We start from the raw sequence: 24,001 nt of genomic DNA, 5'->3' as shown, positions 1-24,001 counted from the left end.
CGGTGTGCCGCCGAATGCGACATTATTCCGCCGCCTGGGCCAGCAACAGATTGGCCAGGGTGCGCACGCCAAGTCCGGTGGCGCCCGCCGACCACTGATCCACCGCGCCCTTGCGATAGGTCGCGGAGCAATCGATATGCAGCCAGCCCTGACGGTAGTTTTCGACAAAATGCGACAGGAATGCCGCCGCGGTGCTGGCGCCGGCGCTATACGCCGCGCCCGCCACGTTGCTCAGGTCGGCGAAATTGGACGGCAGCTGCGCGCGATGAAATTCCGCCAGCGGCAGGCGCCAGAAGGGCTCGTTTTCCGCCGCCGCGCTGGCGAGCAGCGCTTGCGCCAGCGCCTCGTCAAAGCTGAACAGCGCGTGGAAATCATTGCCCAGCGCGGTCTTGGCGGCGCCGGTAAGCGTAGCGCAGTCGATGATAATGCGCGGTTTTTTCGCCGACGCGTCGATCAGGCCGTCGGCCAGCACCAGCCGGCCCTCGGCGTCGGTATTCATCACTTCGACGCTTTTACCGTTACGATAGCGGATGATGTCGCCTAACTTGAAGGCGTTGCCGCTGACCATATTATCGGCGCAGCAAAGATAAAGGCGCACCCGCTGTTTCAGGCCGCGCGCGATGGCCAGCGCCAGCGCGCCGGTGACCGTGGCCGCCCCGCCCATATCGGATTTCATCGAATCCATAAAGCTGCTGCCTTTCAGGCTGTAGCCGCCGGTATCAAAGGTTATGCCCTTGCCCACCAGGCAGGCCAGCACCGGCGCGTCCGGATTGCCGCCCGGATTGTAGTCCAGCGACAACAGCACCGGCTGGCGATCCGAACCGCGGCCGACGGTGTGCAGCCCCATATAGTTTTTGACGCGCAAATCCTCGGCCTTGGTGATCTTGTAGCTGATGTCGTCGCAGGCGACGGAGCACATGATATCCACCGCGCGCTGCGCCAGCTGCTCCGGCCCCAGCTCTTCCGCCGGGGTATTAATGGTGTGGCGCACCCAGTCGATGATTTTCAGCCGGTTATCCAGCTCCCGCCTTGCATCGGCGTCAAGTTCGGGCCAGGCTACCTCGCGCTGTCCCTTCGGCCCGCGATAGCCTTGCCAGAATGACCAGCAGCTTTCGAGATCCCAGAGTTCGCCGTCCAGGCGCACATGCCTGACGCCCTGGCCGTCAATTTTGCGCGCGGCGCGCTGGATATCCGCCAGACGGTTTTCGCCCGCCAGGTGAATGGTCATGCCGCGATCGTTCACGCTCAGCAGCGCTTTTTCGCCCCAGCGGGCATCGGCGGGGGTGGTTGCCAGCATAACCGGCATCGCTTCGGTTGTCATAACCTGATTCCTAGAGTTTTTATGTTTAATCCAATCCCGCGCCCTGTTTGAACATGTCCCACTGCGGCGAGAATTCGCGCAGGCGCCCGATGGCCTGATGCACCACCTGGATGGCGTAGTCGATCTCTTCAGCGGTGGTATAGCGTCCCAGCGAAAAACGTATGGCGCTGTGGGCAAGTTCTTCCTCCACGCCCAGGGCGCGCAGTACGTAAGAAGGCTCCAGGCTGGCGGATGTGCAGGCGGAACCGGATGATACGGCCAGATCCTTTAGCGCCATGATAAGCGACTCACCGTCCACATAGTTGAAACTGAGGTTAAGGATATTCGGCGCGCCCTGCGCCAGGTCGCCGTTAAGGTAAATTTCCTCGATATCACTCAGCCCTTGCCACAGGCGATCGCGTAGTGCCCGCAGACGTGGCGTTTCGACAGCCATTTCTTCTTTGGCGATGCGATAGGCCTCGCCCATGCCGACAATCTGGTGTACCGGCAGGGTACCGGAACGCATGCCGCGCTCATGGCCGCCGCCGTGCATCTGGGCGTCGATTCGCACTCGCGGCTTGCGGCGGACATACAGCGCGCCGATGCCTTTCGGTCCATAAATTTTATGGCCGGAAAAAGACATGAGGTCAATGGCCAATTGGCTGAGATCGATAGGCAGCTTGCCGACGCTCTGGGTGGCGTCCACATGAAACAATACGCCGCGGCTGCGGCACAGTTCGCCGATGGCGGCGATATCCTGTATCACGCCTATCTCGTTGTTGACATGCATGATGGACACCAGGATGGTGTCGGCGCGCATGGCGTCCCGCACCTGTTGCGGCAGGATGATGCCGTTGCTTTGCGGCGTCAGGTAACTGACGTCGAAGCCTTCGCGCTCAAGCTCGGCGCAGGTATCAAGCACGGCTTTATGTTCGGTTTGGCTGGTGATGATATGCCGGCCTTTGCCCTGATGGAAGCTGGCCACGCCTTTGATCGCCAGGTTATCGGATTCCGTCGCGCCGGAAGTGAACACGATTTCGCGCGGATCGGCGCCCACCAGTTCGGCTATCTGGTTGCGCGCTATATCCACCGCCTCTTCGGCCTGCCAGCCAAAACGGTGGGAACGGGAAGCGGGGTTGCCGAAAGTACCGTCCATGGTGAGATAGCGCATCATTTTTTCAGCCACCCGTGGATCGGCGGGCGTGGTGGCTGAATAATCCAGGTAGATCGGTAATTTCATTGCTCATGTGCCCCTGAAACGCCGCGACTGTCGCAGCCAGCGTATTTCTGCTTATGCGCGCAGATTAACGTTGATGGTTTCCTGTATGCGTCCGTTGGCGGTAGTGGTGCGGCGGATATCATTGTTTTGCCGATCGGCCACGTCAAGCACTTCTTCGTTATTGACCAGTTCGGCCAGGGAAATATTATTCAGGAAGTCGCTGATGCGCACGCTGAGATCGCGCCACAGCGTATGGGTCAGGCAGCGTTCGCCGTTTTGGCAGGCTTCTTTTCCCTGGCAGCGGGTGGCGTCGACGGATTCATCGACCGCGGTAATAATGGCGCCGACGGCAATCTGATCCGCCGCCTTGCCCAGCAGGTAACCGCCGCCCGGCCCGCGCACGCTGGCCACCAGGTCATGCTTGCGCAGCCGTGAAAACAGCTGCTCGAGATAAGACAGCGAAATGCCCTGGCGTTCGGAAATTTCAGCCAGGGGAACTGGCCCCTCATTGGAGTGCAGCGCAACGTCGAGCATGGCGGTAACCGCATAACGGCCTTTGGAAGTAAGTCTCATAATGATGGTCCCGGTGGGTGAAATATCGTAAAAGTCTGCCATTCCTGACTAATCTAGTCAACTATTTAACCAACCATTTCACTCAACTATTCCTGCTTAACATCACACAGTCCCCTGAGACGCCTTGCGCATAAGGGCCAAGAGCGATCGTTCAGCTCTTTTTTACCCCCGTCTGCTGCTCGATTGAGGTCAGGATGCCGCGCAGAATATGCAGTTCCTGGGTTTCCGGCCGCGCGCGGGCAAACAGGCGGCGCAGTTTGTTCATTACCTGCCCCGGATGCGCCTTGCGGATAAAACCGGTCTGGTCCAGCACCTGCTCCAGATGAAGATAAAACCGCTCCAGCTCATCCACCAGCGGATAAGGCGACGGCTCGTGGTTTACCGGCAGGGCGGCCTGCTGGCTATCGAGAAAGGCGATGCGCACCTCATAGGCCAGGATCTGGACCGCCATCGCCAGGTTTAAGGAACTGTACTCCGGGTTGGCCGGGATCTGCACATGAAAATGGCACTTTTGCAATTCTTCATTGGTCAGGCCGACGCGCTCGCGGCCGAACAGCAGCGCCACGGGCGCATGTTCGGCTTCCTGCACGCATTTCACGCCGCATTCGCGCGGTTCAAGCATAGGCCAGGGCAAGGTGCGCGAGCGGGCGCTGGTGCCGACCACCAGGCTGCAACCTGCCAGGGCCTGATCCAGGGTATCGACCAGGGTGGCGTTGCCGATGATGTCGCTGGCGCCGGCCGACAGGGCAATGGCCTGGGAATCGGGTTTGGTCAGCGGATTGACCAGGTACAGGTTGCTCAGTCCCATGGTTTTCATGGCCCGGGCGGCGGAGCCGATATTGCCGGTGTGGGAAGTTTCAACCAGAACGACGCGGATGTTGTGCAGCATAGACTTTTAAGGCAAGGGAATAATGGCCGATAGTTTATCACAGCCATAGGCATATTGCTGGCGCTCTGCTATAATCTGCGCCGTTTTAGTTCTTTAACATCTTAGTGGACGATATCCATGCATCCGATGCTCAACATCGCCATTCGCGCTGCGCGAAAGGCGGGCAATTTAATTGCCAAACATTATGAAACTCCCGATGCCGTCGAAGCCAGCCAGAAAGGCGATAATGACTTCGTGACCAACGTCGATCGCGAGGCGGAACGCTTAATCATCGAAGTTATCCGCAAATCTTATCCCCAGCACACCATTATCAGTGAAGAATGCGGTGAACTGGCGGGCGAAGACCCCGATGTACAATGGATTATCGACCCACTGGATGGCACCACCAATTTCATCAAGCATCTCCCCCATTTCGCCGTGTCCATCGCCGTGCGCATTAAAGGCCGCACCGAAGTGGCCGTGGTCTACGATCCCATGCGCAACGAACTGTTCACCTCCACCCGCGGCCAGGGCACCCAGTTGAACGGCTATCGCCTGCGCGGCAGCACCTCCCGCGATCTGGAAGGGGCGATCATCGCCACCGGTTTCCCGTTTAAGCTGAAACAGCACTCCGCCACCTATATGAATCTTGTCGGCAAGCTGTTCAAGCAATGCGCCGATTTCCGTCGCAGCGGTTCCGCCGCGCTGGATCTGGCCTATGTGGCGGCCGGCCGGGTAGACGGTTTTTTTGAAATCGGCCTCAAGCCCTGGGACTATGCCGGCGGCGAGCTGCTGGTACGTGAAGCCGGCGGCCTGGTCACCGATTTTGTCGGCGGCCATAACCATCTGGTCTCCGGTAACCTGGTGGCGGGCAACCCGCGCGTGGTCAAGGCGATGCTGGGCGCGATGCGCGAAGAGCTGAGCGACGCGTTAAGGCGTTAAGCGCCGTTATTATCCATGATTGCCGTCGAGAACCGTTAATCGCGGTTGATCGACGGCGGTCAATAATGTTGAACTTTCATTCCGCCATGCTGATTTAAGGCGTTATGCATAGGTGGGTCTTAGCGGCTATTTCTATAATTTTTAAGCAGTTATCCCACCCGCAAATTCTTCATTACACATCGTCTGCTTCTACACTCTCCTGCTAAATTTCAACATTGCCAACAATCAATCTTTATTTTACTATTTCTTTAACCTATTTATTAGCAAATAAATTTCCCGCATTCGCTTGTGATTAACGCTTTTTTATGCAAACCGCTTTCGCTGTGGCGCCATTTTGCTACCCCTTGATATTATAATTTTGCGGAAATTTACCCGAACCCAATCAAATTTATTTTTTACCAGAGGTGGATTATGACACATAATTTTTCCGCTCATCGCTATAACACGAATGCTTTGCCTGCGCGGGCATTCGAACATCGCATATTAAAAAATTATGCCAGGGCAAATTTTCTTGAGGAAAATGGGTTCAATTTCAGAATTTATGACCCTATCACAGGAGATATTATAGAAAATGAACTTGTTCTTATTCGCGCTAACGGAAGTGCTTATCTATCGCCTGGATATATTCCAGCTTATACAAGCTATTATCATTATGGACAAAATGTCTTTCTAATAAGCCCAATTGCTGGAAGCGTTAAGCTTACGGTTAGGCTTGCGGGAAGAAGTGATGTGGGGCTAAATCTTGCTTTTACTTTTACAGATGCTACATCATAAAGATCATTATATTACTCTGACTTCATTATTGGCATCACTGAAAAACTATTATGATTTTCGCATTGCATTGTCGCCATACCTTCATGACATTAAATTTTTATATTATTAGAGGTGTATCATGTCAACACTTAGCTCGACCCATAAAAAGGGCACTCACACCGCCCCTTCACGTATCTTTGATTATTATAAGATAGATGGGGCAAAGGCTGACCTTTTATCAAAAAATAGCTTGGATTTTCTCTTAATTGATACAGAGACCGGATATGGTGTCAATGACCTCGCTGTCGTTCGCGTAACCGGGAGCGCTTATTTAAATCGTCAATATTCATATTTGGATGAATATGGTATTGGAATCTATTCTTTCACATTGATAGATGACGTTGCTGAAACTGTTTTGCTTACGGTTAGAATCCCTGGAATAGAGGATTCAGGTCTCGATCTTTATTTTACTTTCACCGATGCTGCATAATACATCCGATCTCCGGTAACCGGGTGGCGGGCAACCCGCGCGTGGTCAAGGCGATGCTGGGCGCGATGCGCGAAGAACTGAGCGACGCGTTAAGGCGTTAAGGCGCCAAATGCCGTTAATGGCTGAAAGGCCTGACGCCGCTGGTCAGCGCACTTTGCGCGCCGGCAAACAACACCACGCCGACAACGATCAGTACCAGGCTTCCGGCCAGGGATAACGAGGCCCAGGCGGCGGTGCGCGCAGCGCCGCCTGCGTGCCTGTGGGTCAGGCGTTCGGCATAACGGCGGCCAAAAAATACCAGCAGTGACACCGATAACAGCGTCAGCGACGTCCCCGCCGCCATCACCAGCGCCGACAGCACGCCCCACAGATACACACCCAGCACCTTGGCAAACAACAGCACCAATACCGCCCCGGAACAGGGACGCAAGCCCATGGCCATCACCACCGCCAGCCGGGTGCGCCAGCCTTCGGCCGCCCGCAGATCGCCGTCATCGGGCAGATGGCTATGGCCGCAGCCGGCATGATGGGAATGGCCGGCCGACCCGGCGGGACCCACGGTCATGCCGGCAGCACCGGCGAGGGTGTTACCGGCCACCCGGGGACGCAACGCGGCAACGCCGCGCTTCTCTGCGTCAGCGGGCCGATAGTTCACCGTCTGGCTGGCAAAAAAAGCGCGATCCCGTTCCCGAGAAGATGCGCGCGGGCGCGCCGCCCGCCACAGCCGCCGGGCCGCCCGCCGGCACAGCAGCAATCCCGCCAGGACCATCAGCAGGTAACCCCCCCGCTCCAGCCAGAGTTCACCCAGATGCAGCACGCCTGAAGAGAGCCGCAGCGCCACCAGCACCAGGGTCACCAATGCGATCGCCATGGCGCCCTGCAGCAACGAAGCGGCCAGCGTCATGCCCAGACTGAGTTTTAATCGCGAGGGATGGGTTGCGAGATATGTGGTGATCACCACCTTGCCATGTCCCGGCCCAATCGCGTGCAATATGCCGTAGGTCAGGCTGAACAACAGCAGCGGACCGCCGGCCCGTTGAGGATCCAATTGCACCTGTTGTATCAGCTGCGCCAACTGCCGATGCAACTGACGCTGCCATTCCACGCTTTGCGACATGATGTGCGCCCAATGCAGCGATATCCAGCCCAACACGCCCAGCAGCGCCAGCAAAAACAACCAGAACGGCCACAGGCTGAACCAGGGATTGGCCGCAGCCGGCGCTGCGCCGGCTCGCATCCTCAATGACATTGTAGCGTCACCCGCTGGGCAAACTGTTTGCCCAGCGCCATATCGGCTGCCGGCGCATCCGCTTTATCCAGCGACAGCGCGTATTGTTGCAGCGCCGCGTTGGGCGCGGGAGTCGCCAGGTCGGTTACGCACCGATCGGCCAAGGCGGGCGGCAGGCTGACGGCCTGCTTATCACCGTAGGTCATATCGACAAAATAGGTGGGGTCAAAGGTGGAAAAGACGATGGGGGCGCCTTTCAACGCCGGCGGATGCGCCAGCGGCAGCACAAAGATCAGCCGCGCCTTAAGGCCATTGCGCTCCAGATGGTATTCCGTGGGCAGGTTTTCAAATTTCACCGCCTTGCCGTCACGATACACTTCCGTAAAATAGTGCTGGCCCAGCACATTGGCCATGATTTGCGCCGCCAGTTTTTTCCAGGTCACCGAGTCCGGTTTGGCGTCGCCGACGTCGTAAAACACATCGGCCGAGGTGATCTCATCCATGGTCCAGGTCATCTTCAGGCCGGCGAGCCGGTCGTCTTGCGTGAGGATTTCTGTTTTCATATCGATAAAACTGTGTGGGTGGGCGTGGACCGGCGGGCAAAAGCCACCAGCGACGGCCAGTAATAGCCCTAATGACCACCGCCAGGATGACGTATTACACGCGTTTTTACCCAAGTTACTGCATAACATATTCTGCCGCCCCGGAACTCTCCTGCGGGAAGATGCTAACGGAAACCCGGAACACGCCGCAAGATATTTTCAGTCAACGTTTGTTACCCGGCATTGCGCCGGCGGAACGATTAGGAAGACTAAAGTGTGACCGCGCTTAAAGCATGCAAACAAAATAAGACGTAATCTCACCCAGGGAGATTATTTCGCTATCATTAGCAGTATTCGTTAACGTAAGGGCATCACATCTATGAGCCTGCACACCCCGGAGGTGCCAGCGCTTTCAGGTCCACAACGCCGTTGCCATTTGCTGTTGATGCTTTTTGCGCCCGCGCCATCATTGTCATTGGTCGCCCTGGCCCGTTACAACGGCGAGGATTTGCCCACGACCCGGCGCGATCTTGCCCATATAGAGAGCGAGATACGGCGCATCTATCATCTCCAGCTGATTGCGCACCATGACGGCTGTTACCGGATCGAAGGCACTATCCTTAACCAGCGCGTGTGCCTGATTGAAGGTATGCGCCGGGCCTTGCGCCTGTGCGCGGATCGGGTCAACCGCTATTTCCTGCCGCTGCAACAACAGCTCTGGCAGTTGGCGCCCGCCGAGTTCCAGGCCAGCACAGCGCAAATAGATGAATTGGTGGAGCGGTTCGCGGCGCTTATCGATCGCCCCGCCGCCCCGTATGACCGGGCTTTTCTCGCGCTTTATCTGCGCTATGTCCTTTGCCGGTGTCCTTTGGCCGAACATCCGGAATTCAACCAGCACCAGCAGCAGTGGCTACGGCAAAAAGCCGAATATGCCGCCGTGTTGGACATGTTTCGTCACTGGCCGGTCCCTCCCGCCGAACTGCTTTGCCTGACGCTATTGGCGCGGCTGCTTAAGACCCCGCACCGCGCCCGCGCGCCATCCGGCGAGGACAGGCGATTACTGCATGAGGTGGAGGGGTTGGTCAAACGGTTCGAACAACTGTCCGGCATGAGTTTTAACGAGCCGGAAATGCTGGCCGGCCAGTTATTTTCCCATCTCAGCGCGGCGCTGGAGCGCTGTCATTTTCACGTGGGCATCGACAATAGCCTGCAGGGCGAGGTCGAGGAAAAATATCCACGGCTGCTGCGCACCGCCAAGACGGCGGTAATGCCGCTAGAGGCCGCCTACCGCATACGTTTCTCCCGTGAGGAGATGGGGCTGATAGCGGTGATTTTTGGCGCCTGGCTGATGCAGGATAATGATTTACAGGAAAAACAGGTGGTGATCCTGACCAAAAGCGCAGGTGAACAGGAAAAATTGCTGGAGCTGCAGATACGCGAGTTAACCCTGCTGCCGCTGAATATCAAATTTCAGGCGTTAACGGAGTTTCAGGCGCAGGGCGCGCCCAAAAACACCGTGCTGGTGGTAACCTCGTTCGCCATGCCGCTGCCGCTGTTTTCCCCGCCGTTAATGCTGGTGCGCCTGCCGCTGGTCCAGGCCCAGCAAGAGCGCATCCGCCAACTGCTGGAAACCCCCGGCACCACCGGAAATTGCTAATTCAGCAGTAGACCAAACCTGTTAAAGGGAGAGCGTGCCGGTAGGGTCGAATCGGGCGTGGTTTTTCCGTCCGACCGAGCGCCCCACGGTTCGCTAGGCCCGCTAACACTGCCGCCAAAGCCGACGTGTTAAAGGGTCGCCATGACCATGGGACAATCAGGCATAGACCGGATAACGCGCGCAAATCTCCAGCACTTTCTTTTTGGTGCGCTCGATAACCGCTTCATCGCTGATGCTGTCCAGAATATCGCAAATCCAGCCGGCCAGTTCACGCACATCCTGCTCGCTAAAACCGCGCCGGGTCACCGCCGGCGTGCCGATACGCACACCGGAGGTCACAAACGGGCTTTTCGGATCGTTCGGCACGGTGTTTTTATTCACGGTGATATTGGCGCGGCCCAGCGCGGCGTCGGCTTCTTTACCGGTCAGGTTTTTGTTTACCAAATCCACCAGGAACAAATGGTTATCGGTACCACCGGAAACAATGCTGTAGCCGCGTTCCAGGAACACCGCCACCATGGCCTTGGCGTTCTTGGCCACCTGCTGCTGGTAAATACGGAACGCCGGCTCCATCGCCTCTTTCAACGCCACCGCCTTGCCGGCAATCACATGCATCAACGGCCCGCCCTGCCCACCGGGGAACACGGCTGAATTCAGCTTCTTGTACAGCTCTTCGCTGCCGCCCTTGGCCAGGATCAGGCCGCCGCGCGGACCGGCCAGGGTTTTATGGGTGGTGGTGGTCACCACATGGGCGTGCGGCACCGGGTTCGGATAGACATCGGCGGCAACCAGGCCGGCCACATGGGCCATGTCGACAAACAGGTAGGCACCCACCCGATCGGCGATTTCACGCATTTTCGCCCAGTCGACAACGCCTGAGTAGGCGGAAAAACCGCCGATAATCATCTTCGGTTTATGGGTCTCGGCCAGTTGCGCCAGCTCCGTGTAATCGATATGGCCGCTGGCATCGATACCGTAAGGGATAATGTTGTACAGCTTGCCGGAGAAGTTGACCGGCGAACCATGGGTCAGGTGGCCGCCGTGGGCCAGGTTCATGCCCAATACCGTATCGCCGGGCGCAAGCAGCGCGGTGTACACGGCAAAGTTGGCCTGCGAGCCGGAATGCGGCTGCACGTTGGCGTAATCGGCGCCGAACAGTTCCTTGGCGCGATCGATGGCCAGTTGTTCGACGATATCAACGAATTCACAGCCGCCGTAATAACGCTTGCCCGGATAGCCTTCGGCATATTTATTGGTCAACTGCGAACCTTGTGCCTGCATGACGCGCGGACTGGTGTAGTTTTCCGAGGCAATCAGTTCAATGTGCTCTTCCTGGCGCACCACTTCCTGCTCCATTGCCTGCCATAATTCGGCATCATAATCTGCAATGTTCATATCACGCTTTAACATCCGCTTCTCCTGGCTCAGCTGGCATAGCTGCATGGTGAAAAATAGACTGTGGGGATCCGTTGTGACTATGCCAATAGTGTAAACTTTTTTGCCCCTGCTCCGATAGAGCCCGCGCCGGTTTTTAAGCAAACGATTCCCTTCCCGCCCGCCCGCAATGGAGCACGCGCGCGGGCCGGGCTGGGATCGGGATATTTTTTCATGCCGGTGGGGAATTTTTTCATGAACACGGGTTAGCCCGCCCTGCGGCGCAAGCCGCGGGCGCGGGAATACCGGCGGGGATCAAATCGCTTCTTCGTCCTGCTCGCCGGTGCGAATACGCACGACGCGCGCCACGTCGAAAACGAAAATCTTACCGTCGCCGATTTTGCCGGTCTGCGCGGTATGCATAATGGTATCAACGCAGCTGTCGACGATATCGTCAGCCACCACCAGCTCGATTTTCACCTTGGGCAGAAAATCCACCATATATTCCGCGCCGCGATAAAGCTCGGTATGGCCTTTCTGACGGCCAAAGCCTTTGACCTCGGTGACCGTCATGCCGGTGATGCCGACTTCCGCCAACGCCTCGCGCACATCGTCTAATTTAAAGGGTTTGATAATTGCATCGATTTTTTTCATCTTAAAACCTTTTTCAGGCAGCCGGCGACGCTTACCGCCGGGCTGGGTAAAAGAGAGCCGACTTAGGCTTTAAAGTCGTTAGCGTCCAGCTCGTGGCGCGACAAAAGCTTATAGAATTCAGTGCGGTTACGGCCGGCCATGCGTGCCGCCTGGGTAACATTACCTTTAGTGATCTGCAATAATTTACGCAGATAATGTAATTCAAACTGCAACCTGGCCTCAACAAACGTCGGCAGGACGGTATTCTCCCCCTCCAGCGCCTGCTCCACCAGCGCTTCGCTGATGACCGGGGCCGACGTCAGGGCCACACACTGTTCTATCACGTTAACCAGCTGACGTACATTACCCGGCCAGCTGGCCGCCATCAGGCGTTTCATGGCGTCGATGGAAAAGCTGCGCACAAACGGCTTATGGCGCAGCGCCGCCGCCCGCAGCAGGTGATTGGCCAGCACCGGGATATCCTCGGCCCGCTCGTGCAGCGCCGGCAGTTTCAGGCTCACCACGTTCAGGCGGTAATAGAGATCTTCGCGAAACTCGCCCCCGGCCATTACCTTGGGCAGATCGCGATGAGTGGCGGAAATGATCCTGACGTCGATATCCACATCCCAATTACTGCCGAGCGGACGCACTTTGCGCTCCTGCAGGACGCGCAGCAGCTTGACCTGCAGGGAGAGCGGCATATCGCCGATCTCGTCAAGGAACAGCGTCCCGCCCGCCGCCGCCTGGAACAGTCCTTCCCGGCTGCTGACCGCGCCGGTAAACGCGCCTTTGGCATGGCCGAACAGTTCCGACTCCAGCAGCTGTTCCGGCAGCGCGCCGCAGTTGATGGCGATAAAGGGATGCTTGGCCCTGGGACTGGCGGCATGGATCGCCTGCGCCAAAATCTCCTTGCCGGTGCCGCTCTGGCCATTGATCAAGACGCTGACATCCGACTGCGCCACCATTTTGGCCTGCTCCAGCAGCCGCAGCATGATCGGGCTGCGGGTGACGATGGACTCGCGCCAGCTGTCGTCGCCGGCCGGCATGGACAGCTGCAGCGCATGGTCGATAGCCTGGTATAAGGCATCCCGGTCCACGGGCTTGGTCAGGAAACTGAACACCCCTTTTTGCGTGGCGGCCACCGCATCGGGTATCGAACCGTGGGCGGTGAGGATAATCACCGGCATGCCGGGCTGGTGGCGCTGGATCTCGCCGAACAGCGCCAGACCGTCCATTTCATCCATGCGCAGGTCGCTTATCACCAGATCGATTTTCTCCCGCGCCAGCAGGCGCAGGGCGTCCTGGCCGCTTTCGGCGGTGGTAACGCTGAATCCTTCGCTGGTCAGGCGCATGCCCAGCAGTTTCAACAGGCTGGTATCATCGTCGACCAATAATAAATGGGCGGATTGATGTTGGCTCATTATTTACCGGTTCCCTGTGGTTGCCCGGCGGCGCCGCGGGTTTTGGCGGCGCCGGCGTCCGGCGCGTCGTTATCGTCGCTGTCGGGCAGATCCGGCGACAGCTGCTTGCGGGCGGATAACCGCTGCTCGATTTCCGTCAGGTTCTGCAACTTGCGGGTGGTGACGTCCAGCTTACGCTGCAGTTCCATCTGCTGGAGGCGCAGCATGTCTATTTGGCCGGCGCTGGTTTCCTGCTGCCGCTGGCTGCGGCTGCGCTCCTCCGCCAGCATCAGCCGCAACGCCTGCTGCTGACGCCACATTTTAAACAGGGGATAGACGGAGGCGGGAAATTGGGAACGAAATCCCAGCAGATGCTGATATGATTGGCGGCGTTCAATCACGCTGATGCCCGCGGAGTTGAGTAAAATACTCTGCCGGAAGGCGTCATGCCAGGTCTCGCCCGACTGCCGTTCGGCTTCGGCACGCGCCTGGGTGGGCGTGACGCGTTCGGCGCACTGCATGACGCGCAGCCAGTAGCCTGGATCGCCAAGGGTGGACTCCTCATCAGTTTGCCACAGTTCATTGCATTCGGCGGCAAAACGGTTCGGCGGCGACGCCTGCTGTACCTGGGCGGTGGACGAATCGTCCACGTCGCGATGAACGGGATGGCCATGGCACCCCGCCAACAGCAAGGGCAGCAGCCACACCGGCCTGAACAACCCACGCAGCGATGCCGGCGGCCAGGTAATGCAAATCAGGCGATTAAGGCTTGGTATCAACCTGCTCATCGCCGGTGCGGTGCGTAAACTCATTGTTATTCATTCTCGGCGGTTAAGGGTAATTCTATCCGAAAGCAGACCGCGGCATAATCCACCGTCATCAGGTGAAGCTCGCCGTTCATCCGGCGAATGCAATCCCGGGCGATGCTCAATCCCAGCCCGCTGCCTTTTACCGCGCCTTTGCGCTGTATGCGGCCCTGGTAAAATGGCTCAAAAATCATGGTTTGCTCCGCCGCCGGTATCGGTTCGCCGCTATTGGCGACGTCCAGGACCAGGCATCCCGATTCCCGACGGCTTCGGATCCAAATGTTACCGGATTCCAGGCCATAGTGCACCGCATTGGAGTAGAGATTGTCCAGCACCCGCATCAGCAGCACCGGCTGTGCCCTGAGGCGCTCGCACTTTAGCTCCGTTAGGGTACGGATGTCCTTGGCGCGCGCCGGCAGGCTATGGGCGGTAATGACCTGGTCGATCATCGCGCGCAGATCGATATCCTCATATTCCGCCGGGCTGTCGGCCAGCTTGCGGTTGTAATCGAGCAATTGCTCAATTAATAATTGCAAATGGCGGCTGCTGCTGTCCAGGATCGCCACCACGTCCTGCTGATCGGGCGTCAGCGGGCCGGCCACCTCGTCGGCCAGCAGCGCCGTACCCTCGCGCAGACTGGCCAGGGGGGTTTTCAGCTCATGGGAAATATGGCGCAAAAACTCGTGGCGCTGGGATTCGAGCCAGGATAACCGTTCATTAAGCCATAGAATGCGCTGCGCCAGCGACTGGATTTCACGCGGACCGGTGAAGGAAACCCGATCGTCCAGGGGCCGCCCCTGCCCCAACCGGTTGATCATTTTCTCAACCATCTTCACCGGGCCGATAATCATGCGGGTAAAAAGGATAACCAGCACCAGGCTGAACAGGAATAACAACAGCGCCTGCCAGCCGAAAAAACGGCCGCGCTCGGCGATGGCCTGCTGCAACTGCTGCCCGCGGGTAAAGATATCATTGCGGGTGGCCTGCACCATATCGTTGTTGGCATGGGAAAAATCCCTTAGCAATGCGGATGCCTGAGCATTCGGCCCGCTGTTTTCGCATTGGATGGCGGCGAGCTGGTCAAGCAGCTGTGTAAGCCGTTGATAATAGCGTTGATCGCGCAACATGCCGGCGCGCACGTTGAGAATTTGGCTGTATTGCCGCCGTTGGTTTTGATAGAGGGTAACCAGGGTTTCATCATCCAGCACGCAATACTGGCGATAGCTGCGCTCCATTTCCAGCGCCACGCTGCCCATGGACTCGATGCGCCTGGCGTCCGACAGGGTGGTACGGTTAATGTCCGCCGCCTGCTCGCTCAGGTTATCCAGGCTTTGCCAGGCTTGATACGCCAGTAGCAGCAGAGGCAACAGCACCAGCGTAAAGGCCAGGATTACCAATTGCCGCAGGGATCGGGGAAAGGGACGCCACGTCTTCAAAAAAATCTTCCTGTGATTGCGCCAAGGTGTTTGCCGATGCTATCCGGTTCGGTGGCCTGAAGAAAGCATAAAAAAAGCACTTGGCCCGCGGGCAAGTGCTTTTTATCGGAATAGGGGGTGCCTCACTCAACGTGTCGTCCTGTGATTGATAAAGCCGTAAGGCAATTATCGGTATGGTTGGACGATAGGCACCGTTCTTTGGCGTCATTCGGAAGTTATGAAACAGAGTCGTTGGTTAAGTGAAAACGACCTGTCATATCGGGGTGAATGAGCAACTGGTTTATATTATGCAGCAATCATGCCAATAAAAAAATTATATCTTAGTTATTTGAAATTAAAAGATAAATCAGATAATCCGTCCTGAAACCCTGCTATCCCGCCGCAACGGTCGACCAAGCCTGTCTCTCAAAAGAGACGCAAATGACGGTAAAAATAAATATTTATATAAAACAATGAATTATATGTCTCCAAACAGAGACAGATTTATCTTAATAACAGGCGAAAAACGACAACGCCTACCCGGCAGGTTATGCCGGGCCGTTATCAACCGTTCCCATCAACCCAGCTGGCGGCGCGCGTTGCGGAAAATCCGCATCCAGGGGCCGTCCTCACCCCATTCTTCAGGGTGCCAGGAGTTGCTCACCGTCCGGAAAACCCGTTCCGGATGCGGCATGGTCAGGGTGACCCGCCCGCTGGCGCTGGTTACCGCGGTAATGCCGTTCGGCGAACCGTTCGGATTGGCGGGATAGGTTTCGGTAACCCTGCCGGTGTTATCGACAAAGCGCAGCGCCACCAGGCCTGCATGCTCAAGCGACGCCAGATGCGCCTCGTCGCGCACCTCCACCAGCCCTTCGCCGTGGGATACGGCGATGGGCAGGCGGGATCCCACCATGCCCTGCAACAATAACGAGGGGCTTTGCGTCACCTCCACCAGGCTGAAGCGGGCTTCAAAGCGTTCCGACTTATTGCGCACGAAGCGCGGCCACAGCTCGGCACCGGGGATAAGCTCGCGCAGATTGGACATCATTTGGCAGCCGTTGCATACGCCGAGCGCCAGGGTTTGCGGCCGGTTGAAGAACGCCTCGAACTCGTCGCGCACGCGCGGATTGAACAGGATGGATTTGGCCCAGCCCTCCCCCGCGCCCAGCACATCGCCGTAGGAGAAGCCGCCGCAGGCGACCAGCGCCTGGAAATCCTGTAAATCGCGCCGCCCGGACAGCAGATCGCTCATATGCACGTCGATGGCGTCAAAACCGGCGCGGTGGAACGCCGCGCCCATTTCCACATGGGAGTTGACCCCCTGCTCGCGCAGGATGGCCACTTTCGGCCTGGCCTGCCTGGCGATGAACGGCGCGGCGATATCCTCGGCCGGATCAAAGCTGAGCGCAACATTCAGCCCCGGATCGCCGTCATCCTGCTTAGCGGCATGTTCTTCATCGGCGCAGTCCGGATTATCCCGCAGGCGCTGCATCTGCCAGGTGGTTTCCGCCCACCAGGTGCGCAGCGCAGTGCGGCCTTCGCTATACACCACGCGGTCGGCGGCGCGTATCACCACCCGATCGCCCGGCTCGGCCCGGCCGAGGTAACGCAGGCAATCCGCCAGGCCATGCTCGGCGAATACCTGCTCGACGCGCTGGCGATCGCTTGCGGCAATTTGCACCACCGCGCCCAGTTCTTCATTAAACAGCGCCGCCAGCTGGTCGTCGCCCAGCGCCGCGATATCCACATCCAGACCACAGTGGCCGGTAAAGGCCATCTCAAGGAGCGTGACCAGCAGGCCGCCGTCGGAGCGGTCGTGGTAGGCCAGCAAAACACGATCCGCCACCAGTTGCTGCAGCGCGCGATAAAAACCGGCCAACTGCGCCACGTCGCGCACATCCGCCGTATCGTCGCCCAACTGGCGGTACACCTGCGCCAGGGCGGTGGCGCCCAGCGCCTGATGACCGGCGCCCAGGTCGATGAGCAACAGGGCGTTGTCCCGCCCGGCGCGCAGCTGCGGAGTTACCGTGCCGCGCACATCCTCCACCCGGGCGAAGGCGGTTATCACCAACGACATGGGCGAGGTCATTTCGCGCTGTTCCACGCCCTGCGGCCAGCGGGTTTTCATCGACATCGAGTCCTTGCCCACCGGAATGGTCAGGCCCAGCGCCGGGCACAGTTCCTCGCCCACCGCCCTGACCGCGTCGTACAGCCCCGCGTCCTCGCCCGGATGACCGGCGGCGGCCATCCAGTTGGCGGACAGCTTGATACGTTTGATATCGCCAATCTGCGTCGCCGCCAGATTGGTCAGCGCTTCGCCCACCGCCAGCCGCGCCGAGGCGGCGAAGTTCAGCAGCGCCACCGGCGCGCGTTCGCCTATGGCCATCGCTTCACCATAATAACTGTCCAGGCTGGCGGTGGTGACCGCGCAGTCCGCCACCGGCACCTGCCACGGTCCCACCATCTGATCGCGCGCCACCATGCCGGTGACCGTGCGGTCGCCGATGGTAATCAGGAAGGTTTTTTCCGCCACCACCGGCAAATGCAGCACCCGTTTTACCGCCTCGGCGATGTCGATGCCGCCGCGGTTAAGCGGCGTGCCCGCCACGGGCAGCCGTACCACGTCACGGGTCATTTTTGGCGTTTTGCCAAGCAGCACGTCCAGCGGCAGATCGATGGGCCGATTGTTGAAATGACTGTCGTCCAGGCTCAGATGCAGTGCTTCCGTCGCCTCGCCAATCACCGCGAAGGGCGCGCGTTCGCGCCGGCATATGGCCTCGAAGACCGCCAATTGCTCCGGCGCCACCGCCATGACATAGCGCTCCTGCGATTCGTTGCACCAGACTTCCAGCGGACTCATGCCCGGCTCGTCGTTGGGAATATCGCGCAGCTGAAAACGCCCGCCGCGATTGCCGTCGCTGACCAGTTCCGGCATGGCGTTTGACAACCCGCCGGCGCCGACGTCATGGATAAACAGAATCGGATTGTCGTCGCCCATCTGCCAGCAGCGGTCGATCACTTCCTGGCAGCGGCGCTCCATTTCCGGGTTGTCGCGCTGCACCGAGGCGAAGTCCAGATCGGCGTCAGACTGGCCCGAGGCCATGGACGACGCCGCGCCGCCGCCAAGGCCGATATTCATCGCCGGCCCGCCCAGCACGATAAGCTTGGCGCCAACGGTGATCTCCCCTTTCTGCACATGGCCGTCGCGGATGTTGCCCAGGCCGCCCGCCAGCATAATCGGCTTATGGTAGCCGCGCAGCTCGACGCCGTTGTGGCTGTTGACCCGCTCTTCATAGGTACGGAAATACCCGGTCAGCGCCGGGCGGCCGAACTCATTATTAAACGCCGCGCCGCCCAGCGGGCCATCGGTCATGATATCCAGCGCGCTGACAATGCGATCCGGCTTGCCGAAATCTTCTTCCCAGGGTTGCCCGAAGCCGGGAATGCGCAGATTGGAGACCGAAAAGCCCACCAGGCCGGCCTTGGGCTTGGACCCCCGGCCGGTGGCGCCTTCATCGCGGATTTCGCCGCCGGAGCCGGTGGCGGCGCCGGGCCAGGGTGAAATCGCCGTGGGGTGGTTATGGGTTTCCACCTTCATCAGGATATGCGACGCTTCCTGGTGATAATCGTAGCGCGCGCTGCCGGGCGCGGCGAAGAAACGTCCCACCGCCGGCCCTTCCATCACCGCGGCGTTGTCTTTATAAGCGGACAATACAAAATCCGGCGTCTGCTCAAAGGTGTTCTTGATCATTTTAAACAGCGACTTCGGCTGTTCCTGGCCGTCGATTATCCAATCGGCGTTAAAGATTTTATGGCGGCAATGTTCCGAGTTGGCCTGGGCGAACATATACAGCTCAACGTCGGTGGGATTGCGGCCCAGGCGGGTGAACGCCTCAAACAGGTAGTCGATTTCATCCGGCGCCAGCGCCAGCCCAAGCGTCAGGTTAGCCTGTTCCAGGGCGCCGCGGCCCTGCGCGAGCATATCAACGGTCAGCACCGGCGCCGGCTCGTGACGGGCAAACAGCGCCTGCGCCTGCTCCAGTTCGTCGAAGACGGTTTCCATCATCCGGTCATGCAGCAGCATGCCCAGTTGACGCCACTGCTCCCCGGTCATCGACGCGCCCTGAAAATAAAACGCCAATCCGCGTTCCAGGCGCTTTACCTGCGCCAGGCCGCAGTTATGGGCAATGTCGGTGGCCTTCGACGACCAGGGCGACAAGGTGCCGGGACGCGGCGTAACCAGCAGCAGGCGGCCCTGGGGCGCGTGTTCGGCGAGAGAGGGTCCATACTTCAGCAGCCGTTGCAGCCGGGCGTGCTCTTCAACGGTAAGCGGCGCGCTCAGGTCGGCAAAGTGGACATATTCAGCATAGACCTCGCTTACCGGAAGCCGGGCGTCCTGACAGCGCGACAGCAGCTTGTTGATACGAAACGCCGACAGAGCGGGCGAACCACGCAGTATTTCCATAATAAAAGATCTCTCGTCTTAGAACCGGCGACCAAAGGTGCTCGGATACGGCTTGCCATGGAGCGCATCTTTAGCGCAGCTTTAGGTGGGAAACGCGCGCCATTATAGAGAATCCCGGCGGCGGACGAAACCGTTTGCGCGGTTATTGTTGCGATTCTTCTTCTTTAAACGGCCGCCGCGCGGGAACGCAATAAAGTTGCACCTTGGCGCTTTGTTAAGCAAAATGCTCCGACTCCAGGGAAAAAAGATAATAACACTGCCGTAAGAGACAGGGATAACGTCGCCCCGGCGAGAGATAACTATTTGAAGCGTTTTAAATTAAATTACGTCGTGATTGGCGTTATCGCCGTCATGCTGACCTGGGCGCTGTGGTTAAACGTTCCCTGGCACAGCATGCAGGACGATAAACTCAGCCGGATAAAAGCCAGGGGAACGCTGCGGGTCAGCACCATCGACGCTCCGCTGAGCTTTTATACCGCCAACAACCAGCAAACCGGTTTTGATTACGAACTGGCGAAGCGTTTCGCCGATTACCTGGGGGTCCAACTGGTGATCCGCCAGCGCCATACCCTGAATGAACTGTTCGACGACCTGGACAATGACCATGCCGATCTGCTCGCCGCCGGACTGATATACAATAACGACCGCCTGCAGCGTTTTACCACCGGCCCCGCCTACTATTATGTCTCCCAGCAGCTGGTGTACCGCCTGGGCCAGCCGCGGCCGAAAAGCCTCGGCGCCCTCCAGGGTAGGCTGGCCGTCTCCTCCGGTTCGGCGCATATCTCGCTGCTGCGCGGCCTCAAGGAGACAAAATATCCGCAACTGCGGTGGGAGGTGTCTTCCGATCTCAGCAGCAAGGCGCTGCTCGAGCAGGTGGCGGAAGGCAAGCTCGACTATACGCTGGTGGATTCGGCGACCGTCGGCCTGCTGCAACGGGTACATCCGCAGCTGGCGGTGGCCTTTGACGTCAGCGACGAGGAACCGGTCACCTGGTATATGTCCCGGTACGGCAGTAATAATCTCTCCGCCGCCCTGCTGGATTTTTTCAGCGGCCAGCAGGCGGACGGCACCCTGGCGCGGCTGGAAGAAAAATACCTCGGCCATGTGGGCAGCTTTGATTATGTGGATACCAAGACCTTCCTGTCCTCCATCGACGCCACGCTCCCGGCGCTGCAGGGCCTGTTCCAGCAATACGCCAGTGAAATAGACTGGAAGCTGCTGGCCGCCATCTCGTATCAGGAATCCCACTGGAACCCGCTGGCGGTGTCGCCCACCGGCGTGCGCGGCCTGATGATGCTGACCCGCGCCACCGCCGATAGTCTGGGCATTACCGATCGGCTGGACATTGAACAAAGCATCCGTGGCGGTGCCATGTATCTTGAGCGCATGATGCAAAAAGTGCCCGATACCATTCCCGAGGATGAAAAAATCTGGTTTGCGCTGACCGCCTATAATATGGGATATGCGCATATGCTGGACGCGCGCGCCCTGACGGCCAGGCAACAGGGTAATCCCGACAGCTGGGTTGACGTCAAGCTGCGCCTGCCGATGCTTAGCCAGCCGCGCTATTACCAGCAAACCACCTATGGCTATGCCCGCGGCCAGCAAGCCTACAATTATGTGGAAAATATCCGCCGGTATGAAATGAGCCTGAGCGGCTACCTGGAAGAGAAAGAAAAAAAGGCGGCGCAGCTGGCGGCCGCCCCCTTGGCCCCGAAGCCCGACGCGACCCCCACCCCGACGCCGACGGCGATTCCGCCGCAGATAACCGGCCTGTTCCCGGCAAACGCGGCGGGCGCCGCTGCCGCGCCGCCCTGGATCCGGCCCGGCGGCGCTACTCGGTAATCGTCGGATCCTCGGGTTTCAGCGCCAGGCGGCGCGCTTTGTGCGCCTGCCTGCGGGCGCGGAAAAACGCGCTTAGCTGAGCGGAGCACGCCCCGGCCAGCACCCCTTCGCTTATCACCACGCAATGATTAACGCCCGGCAGGCGCAGCACATCGCACAGCGAACCCGCCGCGCCGGTTTTTTCGTCCCTGGCGCCGAACACCAGTCGTCCCACGCGCGCATGAATAATCGCGCCGGCGCACATCACACAGGGTTCGAGTGTGACATAAAGCGTGGTATTCACCAGCCGGTAGTTGCCAAGCACCGCCCCGCCCTGGCGCAGCGCCATGATTTCGGCATGGGCGGTGGGATCGTGACGCCCGATGGAACGATTCCAGCCCTCGCCGATCGCCTGTCCATCCAGGACCAACACCGCGCCGACCGGCACCTCGCCCTCGCCCTCGGCCCTGCCCGCCAGGGAGAGGGCGTGGCGCATCCAGAATTCGTCGCCCTGCTCGGCGTGCATATCGGTTCTCCCGGTTGATTCGCAGCCGGTGATTATACAAGGATAAAGAGAATTTTTAATCCAGTTGTTTTAACCCGCCATCACGGGTCACCCGCCAGCGATGTTCGCAAAAATAGAGCAACGGGCTGTCGTGCAGGCTATCGCTATAACCGCTGTAAAGCTTAAGCGGAGTGCCCAGTTCACGCTCAAGCTGGGCCACTTTTTCATGTCCCAGACAGCGCAGGGTCAATACCCATCCGCCGCGCAGGCGGGTCATCCGGCTACCGATAAGCTTAACCCGGGCAAGAAACAGCGCGTCGGCGTACACTCCCCGCACCAACGGCTCCGGCGAGCCGGTTATCAACCACACCTGCGTATCCTGGGAAGCCAGGTAGTCGTTCAGGCGCCGCAGCACCATGGGAAAGCCGGTGACGCGCTGGCGAAACCAGATGACAAAACGTTCCTGCAAGCGGATCAGACGGGCTTCGCTGTGACCGAAGGTAATCGACCATAATAGCAGGCTCATCGGCCAGCGCGCCGAACGGCCTTTCACCAATAACCCGATGCCGACCACCGGCAATACCGGCAGGACCAGGATGGCGTTCAACGGCAGGTGTCGCAGCAGGTAACGCAGAAAACAACCGAACATATCCTGTTGATGCAACGTGCCGTCCAAATCGAAAAAAACAATGCGCGAGGCTGCTGTGCGACTCAAAGCGACTCCTCCGGTTAAGACATCCAGTTATCCCGGGCGCCGTCCCCGTCGCCAGGGTAACGGCCTGACCGGCCCGCGGGCATCACGTCCGCCGCCGGGAGGGAAAAAATACGCGATTGCGCGTGTGGCTGCTTTCAGTGTAGTCAGTTCTGCGGGATGTAGCCCGTTAACCGCGACCTGAATGCCGGGGTTTTATCGGCCGGCATCAAGGGCATGGCGCAAATAGCCCCGGTGCTCCGACAGCAGGCGCGCCGCTTCGCCGGCGTCCGCCCCGGTCAGGATCATTAAAATCGCCGGTTTCACCGCATAACCGGTCAATGCGAGAATCTCCCCGGCCCGCGCCGTATCGCAGCCGGTCGCCTCGGCCACGATACGGCAGGCGCGATCCGCCAGCTTGATATTGGTGGCCTTCACATCCACCATCAGATTTTGATAGACCTTGCCGAGTTTTACCATGGCGCCGGTGGAGATCATATTCAGCACCAGCTTTTGCGCGGTGCCGGATTTCATCCGGGTGGAGCCGGTCAGCGCTTCGGGCCCCACCACCGGCGAAATGGCGATGCGCGCCTCGCGGGCTATGGGCGAATCGGGATTGCAGGAAATGGCCGCCGTCGGACACCCCAGCCCCGCGGCATAGCGCAACCCGCCGATAACAAAAGGGGTACGGCCCGATGCCGCCAGCCCGACCACCATATCCACGGCGCACAGCCCGATGGCCCGCAAATCCTCTTGTGCCAGCGTCAGGCTATCCTCGGCCCCCTCCACCGCCTTCAGCAAGGCGCCCGGCCCGCCGGCTATCAGCCCCACCACCCGGCCCTCGGACACGCCGAAGGTCGGCGGACATTCGGCCGCGTCCAGCACCCCCAGGCGCCCGCTGGTGCCCGCGCCGATATAGATAAGCCGTCCCCCGGCGGCAAGCGCCGCCGCCGCCTGATCCACCGCCGCGGCGATGGCGGGCAGCTCGCGTCCGATTGCCTCCGGCACCAGCCGATCCTGTTGATTAAACAGCGTAACCATTTGCAGGGTAGAGAGCGTATCCAGGTTCATCGAGGCCGGATTGCGGGTCTCGGAGACCAACGCGCCCAGGGTAGCCAGATCATTGTCCATCACGTCACCATTGAATTATTAATTCATAAATTGCGGCTATTATTGAATATTAAATTCCGCCAGGCGAGAAAATTATGTACCCTGTCGGTTGCGGACCGCCTCGGCCATGCGGCCGTGCTGGCGGGCATGATGACGGCGCGCGCTTTTTTCCTCAGGCATCATCAAGGGGGCGCCGCCCATGGATC

At 59.1% G+C, this 24,001-nt stretch carries 20 protein-coding genes and 1 pseudogene; 6 read left to right on the top strand and 15 right to left on the bottom strand.

Features of this window, described 5'->3' with window-relative positions; genetic code table 11:
- Positions 1–22 precede the first annotated feature (22 nt).
- The 4 genes from pepB to trmJ form a co-directional block, all read right to left on the bottom strand.
- Positions 23–1,321 carry an aminopeptidase PepB gene (gene pepB, locus VGC33_RS19575; RefSeq protein ID WP_331122455.1) on the bottom strand — a complete coding sequence of 433 codons (1,299 nt, stop codon included), beginning with the start codon at positions 1,319–1,321 and terminating at the stop codon, positions 23–25.
- 25 nt (positions 1,322–1,346) lie between these two features.
- Positions 1,347–2,540, bottom strand: coding sequence for an IscS subfamily cysteine desulfurase (locus VGC33_RS19570; RefSeq protein WP_331122454.1), 1,194 nt, complete (start codon positions 2,538–2,540; stop codon positions 1,347–1,349).
- Positions 2,541–2,591: 51 nt separating this feature from the next.
- Positions 2,592–3,092 carry a Fe-S cluster assembly transcriptional regulator IscR gene (gene iscR / locus VGC33_RS19565; RefSeq protein WP_331122453.1) on the bottom strand — a complete coding sequence of 167 codons (501 nt, stop codon included), beginning with the start codon at positions 3,090–3,092 and terminating at the stop codon, positions 2,592–2,594.
- A 151-nt stretch (positions 3,093–3,243) separates the two neighbouring features.
- Positions 3,244–3,981, bottom strand: a complete 738-nt coding sequence (gene trmJ, locus VGC33_RS19560; RefSeq protein ID WP_331122452.1) for a tRNA (cytosine(32)/uridine(32)-2'-O)-methyltransferase TrmJ — start codon at positions 3,979–3,981, stop codon at positions 3,244–3,246.
- A gap of 117 nt (positions 3,982–4,098) precedes the next feature.
- On the opposite strand from trmJ, the gene suhB reads away from it, so the two are divergent.
- The 4 genes and pseudogenes from suhB to VGC33_RS19540 form a co-directional block, all read left to right on the top strand.
- Positions 4,099–4,902, top strand: a complete 804-nt coding sequence (suhB, locus tag VGC33_RS19555) for an inositol-1-monophosphatase (RefSeq protein WP_331122451.1) — start codon at positions 4,099–4,101, stop codon at positions 4,900–4,902.
- Between the two features lie 411 nt (positions 4,903–5,313).
- Entirely contained in the window at positions 5,314–5,676 is a 363-nt protein-coding gene (locus tag VGC33_RS19550) for a hypothetical protein (protein ID WP_331122450.1), read from the top strand.
- Positions 5,677–5,794: 118 nt separating this feature from the next.
- Positions 5,795–6,145: a hypothetical protein gene (locus VGC33_RS19545; RefSeq protein WP_331122449.1), complete on the top strand. Its 351-nt coding sequence runs from the start codon at positions 5,795–5,797 to the stop codon at positions 6,143–6,145.
- Between the two features lie 8 nt (positions 6,146–6,153).
- Positions 6,154–6,246 (top strand): annotated as a pseudogene (locus VGC33_RS19540) (inositol monophosphatase); the annotation flags it as partial.
- Positions 6,247–6,260: 14 nt separating this feature from the next.
- Here the strand turns inward: VGC33_RS19540 and VGC33_RS19535 are convergent.
- Positions 6,261–7,394: a nickel/cobalt transporter gene (locus VGC33_RS19535; RefSeq protein ID WP_331122448.1), complete on the bottom strand. Its 1,134-nt coding sequence runs from the start codon at positions 7,392–7,394 to the stop codon at positions 6,261–6,263.
- Positions 7,385–8,065 (bottom strand): DUF1007 family protein, encoded by a 681-nt coding sequence (locus VGC33_RS19530; protein WP_331122447.1) that lies wholly within the window; start codon positions 8,063–8,065, stop codon positions 7,385–7,387. The genes VGC33_RS19535 and VGC33_RS19530 overlap by 10 nt, the downstream gene beginning before the upstream one ends.
- 229 nt (positions 8,066–8,294) lie before the next feature.
- Between VGC33_RS19530 and csiE the strand changes: the two genes are divergently transcribed.
- Positions 8,295–9,572 carry a stationary phase inducible protein CsiE gene (gene csiE, locus VGC33_RS19525; protein ID WP_331122446.1) on the top strand — a complete coding sequence of 426 codons (1,278 nt, stop codon included), beginning with the start codon at positions 8,295–8,297 and terminating at the stop codon, positions 9,570–9,572.
- A gap of 156 nt (positions 9,573–9,728) precedes the next feature.
- Here the strand turns inward: csiE and glyA are convergent, their stop codons facing one another.
- From glyA to purL, 6 genes are all read right to left on the bottom strand, one after another.
- Positions 9,729–10,982: a serine hydroxymethyltransferase gene (gene glyA / locus VGC33_RS19520; RefSeq protein WP_331122445.1), complete on the bottom strand. Its 1,254-nt coding sequence runs from the start codon at positions 10,980–10,982 to the stop codon at positions 9,729–9,731.
- Positions 10,983–11,261: 279 nt separating this feature from the next.
- Positions 11,262–11,600 carry a nitrogen regulatory protein P-II gene (gene glnB / locus VGC33_RS19515; protein WP_331122444.1) on the bottom strand — a complete coding sequence of 113 codons (339 nt, stop codon included), beginning with the start codon at positions 11,598–11,600 and terminating at the stop codon, positions 11,262–11,264.
- 62 nt (positions 11,601–11,662) lie between these two features.
- Positions 11,663–13,000: a two-component system response regulator GlrR gene (gene glrR / locus VGC33_RS19510; RefSeq protein WP_331122443.1), complete on the bottom strand. Its 1,338-nt coding sequence runs from the start codon at positions 12,998–13,000 to the stop codon at positions 11,663–11,665.
- Entirely contained in the window at positions 13,000–13,791 is a 792-nt protein-coding gene (qseG, locus tag VGC33_RS19505; RefSeq protein ID WP_331122442.1) for a two-component system QseEF-associated lipoprotein QseG, read from the bottom strand. The genes glrR and qseG overlap by 1 nt, the downstream gene beginning before the upstream one ends.
- 2 nt (positions 13,792–13,793) lie before the next feature.
- Entirely contained in the window at positions 13,794–15,221 is a 1,428-nt protein-coding gene (locus VGC33_RS19500) for a sensor histidine kinase (RefSeq protein ID WP_331122441.1), read from the bottom strand.
- Between the two features lie 556 nt (positions 15,222–15,777).
- On the bottom strand, positions 15,778–19,665 hold the full coding sequence (gene purL / locus VGC33_RS19495) for a phosphoribosylformylglycinamidine synthase (RefSeq protein ID WP_331122440.1): 3,888 nt from the start codon (positions 19,663–19,665) through the stop codon (positions 15,778–15,780).
- A 303-nt stretch (positions 19,666–19,968) separates the two neighbouring features.
- Here purL and mltF point away from each other — a divergent pair, with 303 nt between their 5' ends.
- On the top strand, positions 19,969–21,510 hold the full coding sequence (gene mltF, locus VGC33_RS19490; RefSeq protein WP_331122439.1) for a membrane-bound lytic murein transglycosylase MltF: 1,542 nt from the start codon (positions 19,969–19,971) through the stop codon (positions 21,508–21,510).
- Here mltF and tadA read toward each other — a convergent pair.
- The 3 genes from tadA to murQ all read right to left on the bottom strand — a co-directional run bounded on the left by tadA (position 21,500) and on the right by murQ (position 23,816).
- Positions 21,500–22,015, bottom strand: coding sequence for a tRNA adenosine(34) deaminase TadA (gene tadA / locus VGC33_RS19485; protein WP_331122438.1), 516 nt, complete (start codon positions 22,013–22,015; stop codon positions 21,500–21,502). The two genes, mltF and tadA, sit on opposite strands and share 11 nt — an antisense overlap.
- Positions 22,016–22,070: 55 nt before the next feature.
- Entirely contained in the window at positions 22,071–22,709 is a 639-nt protein-coding gene (gene yfhb / locus VGC33_RS19480; protein WP_331122437.1) for a phosphatidylglycerophosphatase C, read from the bottom strand.
- A 192-nt stretch (positions 22,710–22,901) separates the two neighbouring features.
- A complete protein-coding gene (gene murQ / locus VGC33_RS19475; RefSeq protein WP_331122436.1) occupies positions 22,902–23,816 on the bottom strand; it encodes an N-acetylmuramic acid 6-phosphate etherase in 915 nt (304 codons plus the stop codon).
- Between the last annotated feature and the right edge of the window lie 185 nt (positions 23,817–24,001).

Origin of the sequence: Acerihabitans sp., from assembly GCF_036398755.1 — a bacterium.
GTDB lineage: Bacteria > Pseudomonadota > Gammaproteobacteria > Enterobacterales > Enterobacteriaceae > Acerihabitans.
Note: the sequence above shows the minus strand (reverse complement) of the source record. Positions and strands in the feature narration are given on the sequence as shown.